We start from the raw sequence: 18850 nt of genomic DNA on the forward strand, positions 1-18850 counted from the left end.
TTGACACAATATTTAAAATAATATAAAATCATTTCAAAGGAAAAAAACTTTATCTTACTAGCGGTCAGCCCCGCTAGTAATCCGATAAAGCAATTTTTCTTTTGTACTTTGATGAGAACTGTTGAATCTACTGAAATAAAAAGTAGATCAAGGCCAGTTAAGTTGTTCAATGAACAGATTGAATAATTTAGCTGGCTTTTTGTTTGGAAAACAAAAAGTAAGCGTTTTCATCGCTGTTACGAAAAATTTAGAGAGGGGAATGTGAATGAAATTGTGTAAACAGCATCAATTGATAGCTATCCTTATTATGGTGCTCTTGGTCATGGGATGTTCTAGTGAAAAAACAGCGCAGAAGGAAGGGAGTTTAAAAGGAGAATATATTACGATTCTTACTGGCGGTTCTTCTGGTGTTTATTTTCCGTTAGGGGGAACTCTGGCAAAGCTTTATCAAGAAAAGCTTAGTGCTGTAGCAACAAGTCAATCAACAGCAGCATCTGCAGAAAATGCAACGAAACTAAATCAAAAGAAAGCAGAAGTCGGATTTTTAATGGGGGATACAGCCTTAGATGCATATAAGGGAATTGATAGCTTTGAACAAACTGGCGCTCAAAAAAATTTACGTTCAATCGCAGCGTTATACCCGAACTATCTACAGATCGCAACAATAAAAAATAGAAATATCACGTCAATTACCGAGTTAAAAGGAAAACGTCTTGCGGTTGGAGCACCTGGATCAGGTACAGAAATAAGTGCAAAACGTGTCTTGGAAGCGTATGACATGACATATGATGATGTGAAAGTTGACTATCTTTCTTTTGCTGAAGGAATTGATGGAATGAAAAATGGTACGGTTGATGCTGTAGTTATTTCATCTGGTATACCTAACTCTGGACTTCTTGAATTAGCCACGACAGAAGAAGTAGTTATTTTAGAAATCGAAGAAGAAAACATTCATAAAATCAATGGAAAATACCCATCGTTTTTTTCAACGATTATTCCCGAAGGAACGTACGCAGGGCAAGAACAAGATGTTAATACAATTGGAGTTTATAATGTGTTGCTGACCCATAAGGATGTATCTGAAAATACTGTTTATCTAATGACAAAAACGATGTTTGAGCATATTGAAGAGCTTAAAGATACACATCATGCTGCCAAAGATATTGATGTCAATAAGGCACGAGAAAATCTTCCAGCTCCGCTTCATCCTGGTGCTGAAAAATATTTTACTGAGTTAAATAGTAAGTAGGAGTATAACATGTGAGCAGAAAAAAGCAATTTACAAGTTTAATTATTTTGTTAATAGTAGGGAGTGCTATTCTTCCTATTATGCCAGGCTTTTTAATCGTAGAAGCGAAAAGTGATAAACCGTTAAAGTTTATTCCTTCAACAAATAAGACATTTACGATTATGTGGCGGCATTCTGTTGAATTTCAACCGTGGAAAGAGTCTTTCAAAGTAGATTCAAATGGTTTATTCACACTTACTGAAACACGGATACGTTCGTATGGAGCCGGTGTTCCAGATGTAGAAGGGAAAATAGTAAAGAATGAAAATGGAATACTCACTATTCATGGGATCGAACGTAAAATGCCTTACTATTCTTTATTTCATTCAGACCATTCCAGTTATACGCTTATCATTAATAAACAAAAGTATTCATTTGTTAAATTTATTCCCTTTAATTTAAGTGTGAAGATTACTTATAAAAGAATCACTCTACTTCAATATATTGTTTTAACAATAACAAAGAGAGGAGCGTGAAAGATGAAAAGTCAGGAGGTTTTAGCGCAATTTGATAACGAAGCGAGATTTCGAAGCTTTCAATCACGAATGATGACAAGGCTAATCTCGTTACTCGCAGTGGGTTTAGCTTTATTTCATCTCATTACTTCATATACTGGGCCACTAGTAACTTTGCAGCATAGAATCCTACATACAGGTATTGTCATGGTACTTGTGTTTTTGCTTTATCCAGGGAGAAAGAAATCTCCTAAAAATAAGGCAACCTTTCTAGATTATTTATTTACTATACTATCGATCGTTACGATTATTTATATATTTATAGATTATTCCAACATTGTCACAAGGGTCGGGTTGCCAAATGTGTACGATACGATTATCGGATTATTGTTCGTCTTACTTGTTATCGAAGGCGGGCGTCGGATTGTGGGAAATGGATTAACAATATTAAGTGTTGTTTTTCTCCTTTATGCTTACTTCGGACCTTACTTACCAACTATTATTGGTCATCGCGGATATTCAATCTCTGATATTGTTAATTTTATGTATTTAACGACAGAAGGAATATTAGGGACTGCGATAGGAGTTTCTGCAACTTACATTTTCTTATTTATCCTTTTCGGATCTTTTCTAGATAAAACAGGGATGGGACAACTTTTCAATGATTCCGCATTAGCTATTGCAGGTCAGAGTGCTGGAGGTCCTGCAAAGGTGTCAGTCATCTCGAGCGGATTTTTAGGTTCTATTAATGGGTCTGCGATTGCTAATGTTGTAACAACTGGTTCGTTTACAATTCCGCTAATGAAACGCACGGGTTATTCTGCTAATTTTTCTGGAGCAGTTGAAGCAGCTGCTTCAGTTGGAGGACAATTTTTGCCGCCGGTTATGGGGGCGACAGCTTTTATTATGGCAGAGACACTGGGAATGGAGTACAGCATGATTGCTCTTGCGGCAATTATTCCCGGTCTGTTGTATTACTTAGGGATTTTAATCATTGTTCATCTCCGTGCTAAACGAAGAGGACTGCAAGGAATGACGAAGGAAAATTTGCCGAAAATGTCTGAAGTGTTTAAAGAGCGCGGTCATTTAATCATTCCGTTAATTATTTTAGTGTATATGTTGTTCGGTGGATTTACGCCGTTTTATGCTGCTTTTTTTGCTATTTTATCAACGGTAGTGATTGCCGCTTTTCGCCGTAGTACTCGTCTTCATTTTAAAGGAATAATCGAAGCACTTGAATATGGGACGAGAAGTGCTTTAAGTGTTGCGATGGCGTGTGCAATGGTTGGGATTATCGTTGGAGTGGCAACGTTAACTGGCTTTGGATTAAAAATGACGAACGCTATTCTCCTCCTTGGAAATGGAAGTCTATTTTTAACCTTATTTTTTACAATGCTTGCATCAATTATACTCGGAATGGGACTTCCGTCGATTCCAACTTATATTATTACTTCTTCAATGGCAGCACCAGCTTTATTGCAATACGGTATTGAACCATTTTTTTCACATATGTTTGTTTTCTATTTTGGTATTTTAGCTAATTTGACGCCTCCTGTTGCTTTAGCTGCGTTTGCAGGGGCTGGGATAGCCGGCGGCGAACCGAATAAAACTGGTTTTATCTCGTTAAAATTAGCGTCTGCAGGGATTGTTGTCCCATATATATTTGTTTATTCGCCTGAATTGCTATTACAACAAGGAACTCCGCTAGAAATTGGCTGGGCTGTAATAACAGCTGTAATTGGGGTCATTAGTCTTGGCGTGACGATGGAAGGTTATTTATTTCAGCAAGTGAATATTTTTATGAGATTACTTACGTTAAGTGCGGCTCTCACCCTAATTGTCCCTGGGATAATGACCGATATTGCCGGGCTGGCATTTCTTGCGGTGTTCTTAATAGTACATTGGAGAAATAAAAAGAAAGTAAATAGCAAAAAAGGAGAAGAAATATTAAATCCAGACTGTTAATACACAGTTTTCTCTTCGTTGAAAGTCGTATTTAAGTATTCGTGTATTAAATAGAACTTAGTTTCCACCTAGATGTATTTTCAGTCATATTATTTCAAACGTAACCATACCTTTAGTATTGGCAATTATGTCAGTTCATTATTTTAGAAAAGGCAAAGTTATATGATTTGGTTGATTTATTGGCTCATTTTCTTTTCTGGCGATATTCTCGTTTTCTGCTTTGGTTCAAAACATGAGAGAAACACAGTGAGTCTGAAACAACCATATTTTTAACAAAGCCTTATAAAAAAGGAGTGGTAAAAGTATGATTGGACAACAAGCTAATGTGAAAAAATTAATTGAATTAGATAAGAAGCATTTTATTCATCCAACATCTTCATTAAAACAACAGCAAGAAAATGGTCCTGCAGTTATTTTTAGAGAAGGTCAAGGCGCCGTTTTAACAGATATTAACGGAAAGACATACTTAGATGGAATGGCATCACTTTTCAATGTAAACGTTGGTTATGGAAGGGTGGAGCTTGCGGAAGCAGCAAAAGAACAGATGGCACAATTGGTATATTCGTCCTGTTTTGCAACGTATAGTAATGAACCAGCAATAGAATTGGCCGCAAAACTTGCCGAGATGACACCTGGAAACTTAAATGCTGTATTTTTTACATCTGGAGGATCTGAATCGAATGATACAGCGTATAAACTTGTAAGGCATTATTGGCAACTGAAAGGTTACCCGAATAAAAATAAGATTATTTCACGGAAAAAAGCTTACCATGGTGTTACAGTTGGATCAACGAGTGCAACAGGGATTCCTGTGTTTCGCAGTATGACGACAGCGCTAGCTCCACAATTTTTCCATGCTGAAACATTCTCACCTGAATCTGTTCAAGCTATGATTGAAAGAGAAGGTGCAGATACGATCGCTGCATTTATTGCTGAACCTGTTCAAGGAGCTAGTGGTGTGAACATCGCACCTGACGGTTATTTTCAAGAAATTCGTCGAATATGTGATGAATACAATATTTTGTTTATCGCTGATGAAGTCATTACTGGGTTCGGCCGGACAGGAAAAATGTTTGGATGTGAACATTGGGGAGTTACTCCTGATGTTATGTTGTTGGCGAAAGGCATAACAAGCGGTTATTTTCCACTTGGAGCGGTTGTTGTTACAGATAAAATCCACCAAGATCTTATTGATCTTTCAGAAGGAGTTTTTCCGCACGGTTTCACGTATAGCGGCCATGCAACCGGCTGCACGGTAGCGTTAAAAAACCTCGAAATAATTGAACGGGAAAACATTGTCGCCAATTCACAAAGGATGGGCGAGGAATTATTAAAGGGATTAAAAGCGCTTCAATTAGAGTTTGATATCGTTGGAGAAGTCAGAGCTTTAGGACTTATTGGGGCATTAGAATTTGTGAAAGACAAACTAACAAATGAACGTTTTTCAACGCCACTTGCTCCACTTGTAAAAGAAGAAGCAATGAACCGCGGTTTAATTTTACGAGATGTTGCATTTCCAGGAGATGATACAGTTATTTTTGCACCTCCGCTTATTATTAACAAATATGAAGTTGAACAAATGATTGCTATCCTTCGTCAATCAATTATTGAGGTGGGAAGACAATTAGTTTAAACACGAAATCATTCCCACCTAATAGTTAACATTTATCCAATTGTTTTAGGGAACTGAAAAAAACATCATGATATCGGAGGTGACATTTTTTAAAAAGTCATCTCCTTTTTTTTTATTTTTTAATAAGTTGATATTGTTTATGTAAATCTTTTAATGCTGATGCGAGGGCATTATATGCTTTTCCAAGATAGGACTTTTTAAGCTCTGCTAATGGTTCATCAATGCCATCCAGTAAACTATACCCCTTTAACAATCTGGAGATGAAATCTTTCCCATGATCTGTCGCTAAAGTACAAGTAGCGTCAATAATCACTCCATACTTTTTATCAATTTCTGCTGTAATCGTCAATGTTTCAAAAATACTTTTCGCAGCCATACCTGCAGGCAGCTTTGCATGACCAGCGATAAAAACTGTGTTCAATGACAATTCCCCCTCATATAATTGAATATTTTAAATATTTAGTACCCTTAAATTAGTATATAATAAATAAATCTTTTTTGTCAGTAGTAATCATTCATAAAGGTAATGTTTAAACATGCAGCACTATTGTTTTAAAATGCTCGTATTATCGTTATAATATATAGTATAGAAAGAATTGCTTTTGAGCGGTATTTACTATAAGAATGCAAAGCGTTTCTTACAATAAAGGTAGGGGAAATGATATGGGCGTTCCCATTGAGGGTGAGACATTACAAATACATAGTTATAAGCACAATGGACATCTTCATCGTGTCTGGGAAGAAACAAGAGTATTAAAAGGAACGCAAAGTATAGTTATTGGCGGAAATGATCGGACGATGGTGACAGAATCAGACGGAAGAACGTGGATAACGAGAGAGCCGGCGATTTGTTATTTTCATTCTCAACATTGGTTTAATATCATCGGGATGATTAGAGAAGATGGTATTTATTACTACTGTAATATAAGTTCACCGTTTATTTTCGATCATGAGGCACTAAAGTATATTGACTATGATTTAGATATAAAAGTGTTCCCTGATATGACTTTTACTTTGTTAGATGAAGATGAATATGAGCGGCATCGCCGGGAAATGAACTATCCAGATGTAATTGATCAAATTTTAAAAAGGAATGTTATAAAGTTGATTGGCTGGATTCGCCAAAGAAAAGGACCTTTTTCGCCTGATTTTATTGATATTTGGTACGAGCGTTATTTAACTTACAGATGCTAAAACAGGTTGCCTGTTGAATTGTTTTCAACAGGCTTTATATATATATGTGAATCGGCACTATGCCAGGAGTGGAGAATGTTGAATAGTATAAAAAGATATTTAACTTTTGTAAAGCCATATTGGCTGCAAATCATCGGAACAATTATGATTGGTATTTTAAAATTTGCTATTCCTTTATTAATCCCGCTGTTAATTAAATTTGTTGTTGATGATGTAATTGGAAATGATCTGCTTGAGAATGAAGAAAAAACTAAAAAGCTGCTTATCGTCATGTCTGTGATGATTTTTATCTTTACGATAGTAAGACCACCAATTGAATATTATCGTCAATATTTTGCCCAGTGGACCGCAAGTAAAATCTTGTATGATATTCGTGACCGGCTTTATACTCATATTCAAAAACTAAGCTTTAAGTATTATGCAAATGCACGGGCTGGTGAAGTTATTTCTAGAGTGATTAATGATGTAGAGCAGACGAAGAGCTTCGTTATGACTGGGTTAATGAATTTATGGCTTGATATAGCAACGATAGGAATTGCAGTTGCGATTATGTTTACGATGGATGTAAAGCTTACAATTGTGTCCCTTTTGTTATTTCCTTTTTACGCCTTTTCGATTCGTTATTTTTTTGGGAACTTACGAAAATTAACGCGGGAGCGTTCTCAAGCACTTGCGGAGGTGCAAGGGTATTTGCATGAACGAGTGCAGGGGATGCCTCTTATAAAAAGCTTCGCCATTGAAGATTATGAACAAAAACAATTTGATGAGCAGAACAGCAATTTTTTGCAAAAAGCATTGAAGCATACGAGCTGGAATGCAAAAGCATTTGCTGTCGTGAATACGATTACTGATATTGCTCCGTTGCTTGTTATTGGCTATTCTGCCTATCAAGTCATCCAAAACGAGTTGTCTGTCGGTACGATGATCGCTTTTATTGCTTATATTGATAAATTATATAACCCGTTAAGAAGGTTAGTCAATTCGTCAACAACGTTAACCCAATCTATTGCTTCAATGGATCGGGTGTTTGAATTCATGGATGAAAAATAATATATTCAAGATGCGCCTCATGCAATTGAATGTCAAAATATAAAGGGACATATTAAGTTTGAAAATGTAACCTTTACTTACGATCAAGAAGAAGAACTTATTTTAAAAGACATTTCATTAGATGTTAAAAAAGGTGAAACAATTGCTTTAGTTGGGATGAGCGGTGGCGGAAAATCTTCTTTAGTCAGCTTAATTCCGCGATTTTACGATGTAAAAAGCGGACGAATTCTGTTAGATGGAACAGATATTCGCAAGTTTAAAGTGCGCTCACTTAGAGACAAAGTCGGTATCGTTCTCCAAGATACAATCTTATTTAGCGAATCGGTCAAAACAAATATATTGCTTGCGAAACCAGATGCTACCGAAGAAGAAGTAATTGAAGCAGCGAAAGCAGCCAACGCCCATGAATTTATTATGAATTTGCCTAACGGCTATGAAACAAAAGTAGGCGAAAGGGGCGTTAAGCTTTCTGGGGGACAAAAGCAGCGAATTGCAATTGCAAGAGTATTTCTTAAAAACCCGCCGATTTTAGTGTTTGATGAAGCAACATCTGCGTTAGATTTAGAAAGTGAGCATTTCATTCAAGAAGCGTTAGAAATATTAGCAAAGGATAGAACAACGTTTATCGTTGCTCATCGCTTGTCAACGATTACTCATGCTGATCGGATTATATTAATTGAACACGGAAAAATTGTTGAAGCTGGTACGCATGAACAATTAATGGCTAAGAAAGGGAGCTATTATAAGCTGTTTCAAGTTCAACAGCTTGAACATTAATAGAGACCATTGATAAACGCTTGTCATTCTTTGCTCAGGCAAGTCTACTTTCTTGCCCCGCACCCGAAGAATGACAAGCGTTATTATGTAATTTTGAGTTTATTTCCATAATTCGTCTAAATGATCGGAATAAAATAAAATTGCTTTTTTGTACGCTTTCATTCCGTTGTCGTTAGTCGTTTCACCAAGAAGTTTTAATAAAAGAGACATCGCTTGTTTTGTTTCATTTAAGTTATATAGAACGAGTGCATAAAAGACTCGAAATTCGTTAGCATGCGGAAATTGTTCTATTCCTTGCTCAAGTATAATACGTGCTTGTTCATATTGCCCGAGTACTCGATAGGTACTTCCTAACCCGAGCAGTGCAAGTTGTCTTTCCTCGGATGTTAATTGACAAGTAAGAGCTTTAGTATAAAAAGGAACGGCTTCTGCTTCTAACCCTAGTTGATCATGGACGCATAGAAAACAGATCCATTATTGATTTCTTTCTTTGTTAATTGGAGTAATAGCTGTCGTGCTTCTTCAATCTTTCCTGTTTTTCTCAAATGAAGAGCTTCTCTAATTTTTTCCATATTCTTAACGTCTCCTTTTTTAGCAAGTAAAAAAAAGCAGTTGATTTTTGTACTTATCAACTGCTAAATGATTTATTCTGTTTCTTCTACGATGGTTACTTTGTTGTCTCCTTTATGGTGCAGTTGGAAACTATTGATTAATCGATCAGATGTTCGAGATGCTGCTCACCATATTCTGTTATTGCTGAGACAAGCTGCATCATATGATAGAGCATATATTCATCTTGTTCTTCCATTTTCTTTTGATGCTCTCGCAAAAGATGAAATAGATCTTTTTTATGAAAGCTAATATTATGTTCTTCTTCTAAAGGACGAATTTTTCCAACAAACCTTAAAAGGAGCTGCTCATGATGGTTCACGAGGTAGTCAAGCTCTTGATGAACATCAGTTTGAAAGCTTTCCGGCATTAAGTTTAACTCATTTTCAAAGCGGTGAAGCCTTCTTAATGTTTGCAGAGCTCTTTTCGTTGATGAAATCATTTGTCTATAAATGACGAGTTTTCTTAGCTTTACAGGATGGCTTCGTTTAAAGTAATTACGTTCCTCTTTATATAGTAAGTACAACTGTTCAAGCTTGATCATATCTTCTTTTATTTTTCCAATGTCATTTTTAAGGAGTTTATGCTCTGAGGCATGGATCAGACGAATCCACCTCATAATTTCCTCACTAACATTATAAATTTTATAATATAATTTATTTTCATATTTTGGCGGAAAAAAAACTAAATTGACTACAAAAGCAGAGAGCACCCCAAGCATAATTGTCGAGAAACGAATGAAAGCGAAGGTGATAAATTCATCTCCAGGGCTTTCCATAATGGCTATCATCGTTACTAGGGATAAGCCGATCGTATTTTCAATCTTTATTTTTAAATTGATTGAAATAACAATTATAGCGGCAAGTCCGATAATAAACACATCGTTTCCAAATAATAATACGAAAGAAACAGCGATAAACGCTCCAACAATATTTCCTTGTATTTGTTCAATAATAGATAAATAAGAACGATAAATCGTTGGCTGTACAGCAAAGATAGCAGCGATTCCGGCAAATACAGGAGACGGCAACTGCAATAATTGCGATAAAAATAATGCGATAATAATTGCAATTCCCGTCTTTAAAACGCGGGCGCCAAGCTTCATTTTTTATTTAGTTCCTTTCATTAGAGGTTATAGAAAGTCTGTTTTTACTTCATACTACGTTGAACTACTTAACCCCTTTTTAATTTTCTATAGTTAAACAATAATGTAATATACAATGATTTTTCAAGAAGTGCAAGGAAAAAAATTTAGAATGAAAAAAAGGATTGAGAAAAAGTTCATTTTTCCTCAAACAAAAAACGCTTACGATCCAAGGAAAAACGAAACATTTAGCCCGTTTATAAGCAGACAAAATCATACTACTTGAAGCAAATGCCTGAACAACTACTTGTCAATCAAAGCACGCTACACAAGGAGGAAGCGAATAAAACAGTCGTTCATGCGTTCGTTTATCAATAGTCTGAGACAAAACACGTCCCGTTGGAGAAGGACGTGTTTTGTCTACTATATGATAGAACGATAATGAATATGATGTAGTTCATTTATCGTTTAAAGCGAGATGTTTAAATGAATGATTTACAGCTTCGATCGTTTGTTTAAGGTCCTTTTCAGTGTGAGCAATTGTAATAAACCATGCTTCGTACTTTGATGGAGCTAAATTAATTCCTTGTTGAAGCATGAGCTTAAAAAATTTCGCAAACATTTCTCCATCTGTATTTTCTGCTTGGTCATAGTTTTGGACCTTTTCGTCCGTAAAGTAAATCGTTAATGCTCCTTTTAAACGGTTAATCGTAATTGGAATATTGTATTTTTGAGCTGCAGTTGTAATTCCTAGTTCAAGCATGGAGCCTAAATGATCTAAATAATCGTAAGTTCTTTCTTCTTTTAGTACTTCTAAGCAGGCTATCCCTGCCAGGATAGAGGCAGGATTTCCCGCCATTGTTCCAGCTTGATAAGCAGGACCGAGAGGAGCAACTTTTTCCATAATTTCATTTCTTCCGCCATAGGCACCAATTGGCAAGCCTCCGCCAATAATTTTCCCTAATGCAGTTAAATCAGGTTTTACATTAAGTAAATCCTGCGCTCCTCCGTACATGAAGCGAAATGCAGTGATGACTTCATCATAAATAACAAGTGCCCCTGCTTGATGAGTTAATTCATTGACTTTTTCTAAAAATCCTTGTTTAGGCTCGACAATTCCAAAATTGCCGACAATCGGTTCAACGAGCACAGCTGCAACCTCATCTCCCCATTTATCTAATGCTGCTTTTAATGGCTCGATTTCGTTAAATGGCACAGTAATGACTTCCTCAGCAATGCTCTTTGGAACACCGGCAGAGTCAGGCATACCTAATTGAGAAGGTCCAGAACCCGCTGCAACAAGAACGAGATCAGAGTGGCCGTGATAACAGCCTGCGAATTTAATAATTTTATCTCTCCCTGTATATGCACGGGCAACGCGAATGGTTGTCATCACAGCTTCCGTTCCAGAATTAACAAAGCGTACTTTATCTAACGATGGAATCGCTTCTTTAAGCATTTTTGCCAACTTCACTTCGTGCGGAGTAGGTGTACCGTATAAAACACCTGTTTCGGCTGCTTTTTTTATCGCTTTGGTTATATGAGGATGAGCATGTCCTGTAATAATGGGTCCGTAAGCAGCTAAATAATCAATATATTGATTGCCGTCTACATCCCAAAAATAAGCACCTTGAGCTCGTTCCATAACGACTGGCGCCCCGCCGCCAACAGCTTTATATGAACGCGAAGGGCTGTTCACTCCCCCAACAATATGCTGTAACGCCTCTGTATGTAAAAAATTAGATTGAGTAAATTCCATGAAAAGTCCTCCTTGAAAAAAAGTTTCTTATAAAAAACAATTAACACTTTCCTTTATTTATTTTACCATGTTTATCCCGAATGAAGGGGCAGTAAAAAATGCCCACCTGAAGGATATGATCAAAATCCTTGGAATCTTTGAGCTTATTTGCGGATGGAATATGTAGAGCCTCGGTAACGTATAGTGTTAGTAGCTTTTTATTCAAAGGAAAAAATGGAGAGGGGATCTTTGGTTTATTATCTTTTCTTTGTCATTGTTGTCATTTTTATTTATCTTAGCTTGCGCACGTTATTTACTCCTTATAAGTTAAGGGACAAGCATCTATCCTTTAAAAATTTTATGTTTTTAGTTTTTATTTATTTAACAATATTAATTGGATTTGGATTAATTTATATGATATTAGAGTTAAGAGGATACGATGTTCTTCTTGATAATGGGCTGCCGATTGATGGTAATTTTTTTGTTAAATTGCAAACAGTGATTTATTTCAGTGGCATCACGTTATTTTCTGTCGGCTATGGAGATGTTGCTCCTTTAGGCATTGCTCGAGGGATTGCAGTAATCGAAGCGTTAATTGGTTATGCAATTCCTGCTGCGTTTGTCGTGAGAACTTTTGTCGAGGGGAAAAAATAGCTTTTTTCATCCTGTGCTAACTGTGAAATTTGTTTTTTGAAGCAGAATTCGTTACGCTAGCAATGAAAAGATATTCTAGGAGGCGTTTTTCATGACAGTTAAAGTAGGGGATAAAGCACTTGATTTTGAATTGCCTGCAAGTAATGGTGAGAGTGTAAAACGATCAGATTTCCTTGGCAAAAATATCATTCTTTACTTTTATCCGAAAGATATGACACCTGGATGTACGACAGAAGCATGTGATTTTCGTGATCGGCACGAAAGCTTTAGCGGGCTTAATACTGTCATATTAGGAGTAAGTCCTGATCCAGTTGAAAGACATCATAAATTTATTGAAAAACATGGGCTTCCATTTTTATTACTAGCGGATGAAGATCATCAAGTAGCCGAAGCATACGGAGTTTGGAAGCTAAAGAAAAATTTTGGCAAAGAATATATGGGGATTGAACGATCGACATTTATTATTGATAAGAACGGGAAGCTAGTGAAAGAATGGAGAAAAGTAAGAGTAAAAGGTCACGTGGAGGAAGCGTTACAATTTATTAAAGACGAATTAAGTTAGGGACCATGCCTATTTTCGTTTGCAAAAGGCTTACGTCCATGCATATATTCATGTTTTGAATATCATTATATTAGGGCATACCTCCTCATATATCAATTGATTACGGGCTATATTTAGCCCGTCTTTTTTATTCGAAATTTGACTTTGTCTTTAATCTGAAATGAAATGATGAATTTAACTTCCCCTAGAAAAGAATAAAGTTTAAAATCGTAATAAGAAGAAAAACCAGGGAGTGAGCAACATGAAAATTGTTTCTTCTATTTTGCCTGAAGAACAGATCCAAGACGAGCTGAAAAAAGAATTTCCAAACATTCATTTTAAATTTTACAAAGGGATGGATAAGGCTAAAGAAGATTTTTATGATGCAGATGTATTTATTACATACGGTGAAGATTTAACTGCTGAACATGTAAGAAACGCCAAAAACTTAAAGTGGATTATGGTCATGTCTGCTGGATTGGAGCGAATGCCTTTTAACGCGTGTATAGAAAAGAACATTTTAGTAACTAATGCAAAAGGAATTCATAAAGTTCCTATGGCAGAGTATACAATTGGTATGATGCTCCAGTTTGAAAAGCGAATGAAAGAAATGTGGAAAAATGAAGAAAGTGAACAATGGAATCGCAGACTGCCTTTCGGCGAGCTTTATGGAAAAATTTTGCTCGTACTAGGCGTTGGCGCAATAGGCGGAGAGGTTTCACGGTTAGCTAAAGCGTTTCAAATGAACGTACTAGGCGTTAACCGCAGCGGGAAAGTGGCCGATTTTGTTGATGAAGTATATCAATTTAATCAGATAAATGATATTTTGCCTAAAGCAGATTATATTGTGTCAGTACTACCAAGTACAAAGGAAACGAAGCACTTACTAACAGAAAAACATTTTCGACTAATGAAAAATACAGCAGTATTTATTAATATTGGCCGCGGTGATTTAGTGGAAGAAAAAGTGTTATTGCAGGCGATGGAACAAAACGAAATTGCCCATGCATTTTTGGACGTATTTTATGATGAACCATTAAAAAAAGGGCATCGCTTTTGGAAAATGGACAATATAACAGTGACACCTCATATTTCTAGCATTACAAAAAATTATTTACCGCGTGCTTTTTTTATTTTTAAACATAACCTTCATACATATATTAATCATAAAGCTGATAAAGCTGATTTTATCAATGTAATAGATTTAACAAGGGGGTATTAATTAGTGAAACTTTATACTCGTTCAGGTGATAAAGGGACAACGTCATTAGTATACGGAGAACGTGTTCCAAAAAATGATATTCGCGTTGAAGCATATGGGACATGTGATGAAGCAAATTCAATGATTGGTCTTGCGCTTAGCTATTTAAAAGGGGATTTTTTTCAAGGGAAGGAAACGCTCGAAGATGTTTATCATAAAATACAAACAACACTTTTTCATGTAGGTGCACAGCTTTCTACCCCTGAAGGAAAGAAAATAAATTGGACTTTAAAAGACGAGGACGTTACTTATTTGGAAAAGTTCATTGATGCTTGGAATACCAGTCTTCCAGCGTTAACTCAATTTATACTACCTGGCGGTCATCCTGCTGGTGCTGCTTTTCATGTGGCGCGAACGATTGTAAGACGTGCCGAACGGATAGCGGTTGCTTTAAGTGATGAAGTGAGTCCATTAGTGTTGTCATATTTAAACAGATTATCCGACTTGCTGTTTGTTACAGCAAGATATGTAAATAGTCATTTAGGAACTAAGGAACAAACGCTCCATCAAAGTTAATTAGTCCGCTTGTTATCTTGACAAAAGTAGTAACTCATTAGTAAACTAATTATAAAGATTATAATTTAATAATATTTAGAAAAGAGGTGCATGACGGTGTCACAAAATCATTTAAAAGAAGCTTTGGAAACTTTAAAAGATACTGGGGTACGAATAACTCCACAACGTCATGCGATACTTGAATATTTAATAGACTCAATGTCACACCCAACAGCTGATGAAATTTATAAAGCGCTCGAAGGAAAATTTCCGAATATGAGTGTGGCTACAGTTTACAATAATTTACGAGTATTCCGTGAAGTTGGCCTTGTGAAAGAATTGACTTTCGGTGATTCATCTAGCAGATTTGACTTTATTACAACTCATCATTACCATGTCATTTGTGAAGAATGTGGTAAAATCGTTGACTTCCATTATCCGGGTCTTGATGAGGTCGAACAGTTAGCTTCACATGTAACTGGCTTTAAAGTCAGTCACCACCGAATGGAGATTTACGGAAAGTGTCCAGACTGTTTAAAGAAAAATGCACACTAATGACAACACACTAAAAAAGCTGATAGCCTGATCGGTGCTACCAGCTTTTTTGATTTGTCTCGAACTCTTTAAGCTCACTGGATGTAAAAGCAAGCTGTTATTTTGACTTAAACAACAAAGAACAGTCTGTTTATTTCCTGTTTCGTTTTCGATTGTATTTTTCATCAAATTCTTTTCCTTCCAGTTCAGGATCAAGGGTTAAAGGTTCGTTACAGTACATACACATATCTACACGCCCAAGCATTTTTGTGACCTTTTTGCAATTGGGACAAACAATTTGAACCGTTTTTGTTGAGAGCATACCGATCCAAAAATAAACAACTGTGCTAGCAATAATAAAGAGTAATCCAATAATCATAAAAATAGTCATTAATATAGGTGACTTTCTAAAAAAGATTCCGCCATACATTACGATAAAACCGATAAAAATTAATGATAACGCAAATGTGCGAATTTTATTTATTTTACTTGAATATTTACGCATGATTGTCCCTCCAAAAAAACAACTATATCATAAAATGAGAGCTGCAATAAATAATAAAAACTGAGGATTTCATCTCGAATAAAATTCACGTACAATTAATGATGTCGAATAAAAATCACTGTTTGAAGTTTCAGTATTGAAATTTTGAGCAGGAGATTTAACGCTATTGTCGAACATAATAGGCTATAAAATAAATGGAGGAATTAACATATGGAAGATATCCTTCGTCCAATTTATCAAGAACGCGCCAGTCAGTTAAATACGTTAGGGATATTATTAATAGAAAAAGCGGGAAATGACCGTTCATTAACTGATACATTTGATGCTGTTCTTTTAATCGTAGCAAAGGAAGCAACTCAACCTGTTTTTATAAAACACTATACATATAAAAATAAGAAGGCTGCTCTTCATATTATAAGTGAAGCTAAATTAAATGAATGGTTACTCCTTGGTTCAAATCGAAAAATCTTTGAATGGTTTTACGTTGGGAAAATTGTTTTTGATCGTAATGAGTACATTGAAAAAATTAAGCAAGAGCTTGAGGATTTTCCTTTTCAAGGAAGGAAATTAAGGAAGGGACTTGAATTTGCAAAATTAATTAGACGATATATGGATGGAAAAGCGTTTTTTGAAAATCAACATTACTTGGATGCATATAATCATATCGTTCATTCATTGCATCATCTAGCGAGATTAGCAGTCATTGAAAATGGATTTCACCCTGAAATAACCGTTTGGAATCAAGTTAAAAAACTCGAACCAGAAATATTTAAGCTTTATGATGAATTAGTTAATAGTCAAGAAACGTTAGAAAAGAGGTTAGAGTTATTATTTCTTGCAAGTGAATTTTTAATTCATGCAAAAACGGAATGCGGTACAGCCCACATTGTTGATTTATTAAAACAGAGGGACGTTTGGACATTTAATGAGATTATGACCCATCAAGAGTTGGTTAATTATTCTGTTGATCTAAGTATGCTGCTGGAATATTTAATTGAACGAAATTTAATTGAAGTCATAGAGAAGGAAACAGAGGGTGAGGTTTTCCATAGGTTATACAAGGTAAACAAATAACGATCATGTATTTATCCCATACCTCCGCCGTGTCTAGTGGTGGAGGAGGTATCTCTTTCTAAATTTGGAATAAAGAAAGTTGATTTAACTCTTGACCTATTACAATATATTTGTTATATTAGAATTCGTCGCTAGGAAACATATAGCGAATTAATAAATTTTAAAAAAGTATTGACGAATAAATTATCTCATGTTATATTTAAAAAGTCGCTGTCGCAAGCGACAGAAAAAAATTGCTCTTTGAAAACTAAACAAACAAACGTCAACAACAATTTAAAGTGGAGGCAACTAACTATTCGTTAGAAGCTGACACTTGCCAACGTTAATTTTTTTATTATGAGCGAATCAACGCTCCAACTTTATTGGAGAGTTTGATCCTGGCTCAGGACGAACGCTGGCGGCGTGCCTAATACATGCAAGTCGAGCGAACTATTCAAAAGCTTGCTTTTGAACGGTTAGCGGCGGACGGGTGAGTAACACGTGGGCAACCTGCCTGTAAGACAGGGATAACTTCGGGAAACCGGGGCTAATACCTGATAACCCTTCTCTTCGCATGGAGAGGAGTTAAAAGATGGCTTCGGCTATCACTTACAGATGGGCCCGCGGCGCATTAGCTAGTTGGTGAGGTAAAGGCTCACCAAGGCGACGATGCGTAGCCGACCTGAGAGGGTGATCGGCCACACTGGGACTGAGACACGGCCCAGACTCCTACGGGAGGCAGCAGTAGGGAATCTTCCGCAATGGACGCAAGTCTGACGGAGCAACGCCGCGTGAGCGAAGAAGGTCTTCGGATCGTAAAGCTCTGTTATTAGGGAAGAACAAGTACCGTTTGAATAAGGCGGTACCTTGACGGTACCTAACGAGAAAGCCACGGCTAACTACGTGCCAGCAGCCGCGGTAATACGTAGGTGGCAAGCGTTGTCCGGAATTATTGGGCGTAAAGCGCGCGCAGGCGGTCCTTTAAGTCTGATGTGAAAGCCCACGGCTCAACCGTGGAGGGTCATTGGAAACTGGGGGACTTGAGTACAGAAGAGGAGAGTGGAATTCCACGTGTAGCGGTGAAATGCGTAGAGATGTGGAGGAACACCAGTGGCGAAGGCGGCTCTCTGGTCTGTAACTGACGCTGAGGCGCGAAAGCGTGGGTAGCGAACAGGATTAGATACCCTGGTAGTCCACGCCGTAAACGATGAGTGCTAAGTGTTAGAGGGTTTCCGCCCTTTAGTGCTGCAGCAAACGCATTAAGCACTCCGCCTGGGGAGTACGGCCGCAAGGCTGAAACTCAAAGGAATTGACGGGGGCCCGCACAAGCGGTGGAGCATGTGGTTTAATTCGAAGCAACGCGAAGAACCTTACCAGGTCTTGACATCCTCTGCCACTCCTAGAGATAGGACGTTCCCCTTCGGGGGACAGAGTGACAGGTGGTGCATGGTTGTCGTCAGCTCGTGTCGTGAGATGTTGGGTTAAGTCCCGCAACGAGCGCAACCCTTGATCTTAGTTGCCAGCCTTTAGTTGGGCACTCTAAGGTGACTGCCGGTGACAAACCGGAGGAAGGTGGGGATGACGTCAAATCATCATGCCCCTTATGACCTGGGCTACACACGTGCTACAATGGATGGTACAAAGGGCAGCGAAACCGCGAGGTCGAGCCAATCCCATAAAACCATTCTCAGTTCGGATTGCAGGCTGCAACTCGCTGCATGAAGCCGGAATCGCTAGTAATCGCGGATCAGCATGCCGCGGTGAATACGTTCCCGGGCCTTGTACACACCGCCCGTCACACCACGAGAGTTTGTAACACCCGAAGTCGGTGAGGTAACCTTTTGGAGCCAGCCGCCGAAGGTGGGACAGATGATTGGGGTGAAGTCGTAACAAGGTAGCCGTATCGGAAGGTGCGGCTGGATCACCTCCTTTCTAAGGAATCATTAAAGGTTGATCGTTTGTTTGTTTAGTTTTTTGAGAGAGCAATCTCTCAAATATTGTTCTTTGAAAACTA

The 18850-nt window shown here is 37.3% G+C and carries 16 protein-coding genes, 1 rRNA gene and 2 pseudogenes; 13 read left to right on the forward strand and 6 right to left on the reverse strand.

The annotated features are described in order from the left end of the window. Nucleotides 1–265 precede the first annotated feature (265 nt). The 4 genes from K6959_RS02605 to K6959_RS02620 all read left to right on the forward strand — a co-directional run bounded on the left by K6959_RS02605 (nucleotide 266) and on the right by K6959_RS02620 (nucleotide 5341). Entirely contained in the window at nucleotides 266–1249 is a 984-nt protein-coding gene (locus K6959_RS02605; protein WP_163240315.1) for a TAXI family TRAP transporter solute-binding subunit, read from the forward strand. 11 nt (nucleotides 1250–1260) lie between these two features. Beyond that, on the forward strand, nucleotides 1261–1764 hold the full coding sequence (locus K6959_RS02610) for a DUF1850 domain-containing protein (RefSeq protein WP_163240313.1): 504 nt from the start codon (nucleotides 1261–1263) through the stop codon (nucleotides 1762–1764). A 3-nt stretch (nucleotides 1765–1767) separates the two neighbouring features. After that, a complete protein-coding gene (locus K6959_RS02615; RefSeq protein ID WP_223087559.1) occupies nucleotides 1768–3708 on the forward strand; it encodes a TRAP transporter permease in 1941 nt (646 codons plus the stop codon). 304 nt (nucleotides 3709–4012) lie between these two features. Continuing rightward, complete coding sequence (locus tag K6959_RS02620) at nucleotides 4013–5341, forward strand: aminotransferase family protein (protein WP_223087561.1); 1329 nt, start codon at nucleotides 4013–4015, stop codon at nucleotides 5339–5341. 112 nt (nucleotides 5342–5453) lie between these two features. Here K6959_RS02620 and K6959_RS02625 read toward each other — a convergent pair whose 3' ends face one another. Next, the gene (locus tag K6959_RS02625; RefSeq protein WP_163240308.1) at nucleotides 5454–5762 is read right to left on the reverse strand and encodes a DUF3870 domain-containing protein; all 309 of its coding nucleotides are present in this window, start codon (nucleotides 5760–5762) and stop codon (nucleotides 5454–5456) included. 242 nt (nucleotides 5763–6004) lie between these two features. Here K6959_RS02625 and ntdP point away from each other — a divergent pair, with 242 nt between their 5' ends. Both ntdP and K6959_RS02635 read left to right on the forward strand, forming a co-directional pair. Beyond that, a complete protein-coding gene (ntdP, locus tag K6959_RS02630) occupies nucleotides 6005–6535 on the forward strand; it encodes a nucleoside tri-diphosphate phosphatase (RefSeq protein WP_163240306.1) in 531 nt (176 codons plus the stop codon). Nucleotides 6536–6613: 78 nt separating this feature from the next. Beyond that, nucleotides 6614–8362 (forward strand): annotated as a pseudogene (locus K6959_RS02635) (ABC transporter ATP-binding protein). 99 nt (nucleotides 8363–8461) lie between these two features. On the opposite strand, the gene K6959_RS02640 reads toward K6959_RS02635, so the two are convergent. From K6959_RS02640 to K6959_RS02650, 4 genes and pseudogenes are all read right to left on the reverse strand, one after another. After that, on the reverse strand, nucleotides 8462–8833 hold the full coding sequence (locus tag K6959_RS02640) for a tetratricopeptide repeat protein (RefSeq protein WP_309484819.1): 372 nt from the start codon (nucleotides 8831–8833) through the stop codon (nucleotides 8462–8464). Then, the gene (locus tag K6959_RS19510; RefSeq protein ID WP_309484816.1) at nucleotides 8803–8934 is read right to left on the reverse strand and encodes a hypothetical protein; all 132 of its coding nucleotides are present in this window, start codon (nucleotides 8932–8934) and stop codon (nucleotides 8803–8805) included. The genes K6959_RS02640 and K6959_RS19510 overlap by 31 nt, the downstream gene beginning before the upstream one ends. Before the next feature lie 72 nt (nucleotides 8935–9006). Beyond that, nucleotides 9007–10076, reverse strand: a pseudogene (locus K6959_RS02645) (FUSC family protein). 436 nt (nucleotides 10077–10512) lie between these two features. Then, a complete protein-coding gene (locus tag K6959_RS02650; RefSeq protein ID WP_223087563.1) occupies nucleotides 10513–11814 on the reverse strand; it encodes a glutamate-1-semialdehyde 2,1-aminomutase in 1302 nt (433 codons plus the stop codon). 228 nt (nucleotides 11815–12042) lie between these two features. Here K6959_RS02650 and K6959_RS02655 point away from each other — a divergent pair, with 228 nt between their 5' ends. From K6959_RS02655 to perR, 5 genes are all read left to right on the forward strand, one after another. Then, entirely contained in the window at nucleotides 12043–12447 is a 405-nt protein-coding gene (locus tag K6959_RS02655; protein WP_223087565.1) for an ion channel, read from the forward strand. Between the two features lie 91 nt (nucleotides 12448–12538). Then, nucleotides 12539–13009 carry a thioredoxin-dependent thiol peroxidase gene (gene bcp, locus K6959_RS02660; RefSeq protein ID WP_223087567.1) on the forward strand — a complete coding sequence of 157 codons (471 nt, stop codon included), beginning with the start codon at nucleotides 12539–12541 and terminating at the stop codon, nucleotides 13007–13009. A gap of 241 nt (nucleotides 13010–13250) precedes the next feature. Further along, complete coding sequence (locus K6959_RS02665; RefSeq protein WP_163240293.1) at nucleotides 13251–14210, forward strand: D-2-hydroxyacid dehydrogenase; 960 nt, start codon at nucleotides 13251–13253, stop codon at nucleotides 14208–14210. Between the two features lie 3 nt (nucleotides 14211–14213). Beyond that, a complete protein-coding gene (locus tag K6959_RS02670; protein WP_163240291.1) occupies nucleotides 14214–14765 on the forward strand; it encodes a cob(I)yrinic acid a,c-diamide adenosyltransferase in 552 nt (183 codons plus the stop codon). A gap of 90 nt (nucleotides 14766–14855) precedes the next feature. Further along, on the forward strand, nucleotides 14856–15299 hold the full coding sequence (gene perR, locus K6959_RS02675; protein ID WP_218943904.1) for a Fur family transcriptional regulator: 444 nt from the start codon (nucleotides 14856–14858) through the stop codon (nucleotides 15297–15299). Nucleotides 15300–15429: 130 nt separating this feature from the next. Here the strand turns inward: perR and K6959_RS02680 are convergent, their stop codons facing one another. Further along, nucleotides 15430–15783: a YgzB family protein gene (locus tag K6959_RS02680; protein ID WP_163240287.1), complete on the reverse strand. Its 354-nt coding sequence runs from the start codon at nucleotides 15781–15783 to the stop codon at nucleotides 15430–15432. A 210-nt stretch (nucleotides 15784–15993) separates the two neighbouring features. On the opposite strand from K6959_RS02680, the gene K6959_RS02685 reads away from it, so the two are divergent. Both K6959_RS02685 and K6959_RS02690 read left to right on the forward strand, forming a co-directional pair. Further along, a complete protein-coding gene (locus tag K6959_RS02685) occupies nucleotides 15994–16857 on the forward strand; it encodes a nucleotidyltransferase-like protein (protein ID WP_163240285.1) in 864 nt (287 codons plus the stop codon). A gap of 359 nt (nucleotides 16858–17216) precedes the next feature. Continuing rightward, nucleotides 17217–18768 (forward strand): 16S ribosomal RNA (locus tag K6959_RS02690). Nucleotides 18769–18850 lie beyond the last annotated feature (82 nt).

The organism is Bacillus aquiflavi (assembly GCF_019915265.1).
Taxonomy (GTDB): domain Bacteria; phylum Bacillota; class Bacilli; order Bacillales; family Cytobacillaceae; genus Bacillus_BT; species Bacillus_BT aquiflavi.

Coding starts and splice junctions, on each gene's coding strand:
- K6959_RS19510 (WP_309484816.1), bottom strand. CDS start 8,934: ATGGAAAAAATTAGAGAAGCTCTTCATTTGAGAAAAACAGGAAAGATT.
- K6959_RS02685 (WP_163240285.1), top strand. CDS start 15,994: ATGGAAGATATCCTTCGTCCAATTTATCAAGAACGCGCCAGTCAGTTA.
- K6959_RS02620 (WP_223087561.1), top strand. CDS start 4,013: ATGATTGGACAACAAGCTAATGTGAAAAAATTAATTGAATTAGATAAG.
- K6959_RS02680 (WP_163240287.1), bottom strand. CDS start 15,783: ATGCGTAAATATTCAAGTAAAATAAATAAAATTCGCACATTTGCGTTA.
- K6959_RS02615 (WP_223087559.1), top strand. CDS start 1,768: ATGAAAAGTCAGGAGGTTTTAGCGCAATTTGATAACGAAGCGAGATTT.
- ntdP (WP_163240306.1), top strand. CDS start 6,005: ATGGGCGTTCCCATTGAGGGTGAGACATTACAAATACATAGTTATAAG.
- bcp (WP_223087567.1), top strand. CDS start 12,539: ATGACAGTTAAAGTAGGGGATAAAGCACTTGATTTTGAATTGCCTGCA.
- K6959_RS02650 (WP_223087563.1), bottom strand. CDS start 11,814: ATGGAATTTACTCAATCTAATTTTTTACATACAGAGGCGTTACAGCAT.
- perR (WP_218943904.1), top strand. CDS start 14,856: ATGACGGTGTCACAAAATCATTTAAAAGAAGCTTTGGAAACTTTAAAA.
- K6959_RS02665 (WP_163240293.1), top strand. CDS start 13,251: ATGAAAATTGTTTCTTCTATTTTGCCTGAAGAACAGATCCAAGACGAG.
- K6959_RS02605 (WP_163240315.1), top strand. CDS start 266: ATGAAATTGTGTAAACAGCATCAATTGATAGCTATCCTTATTATGGTG.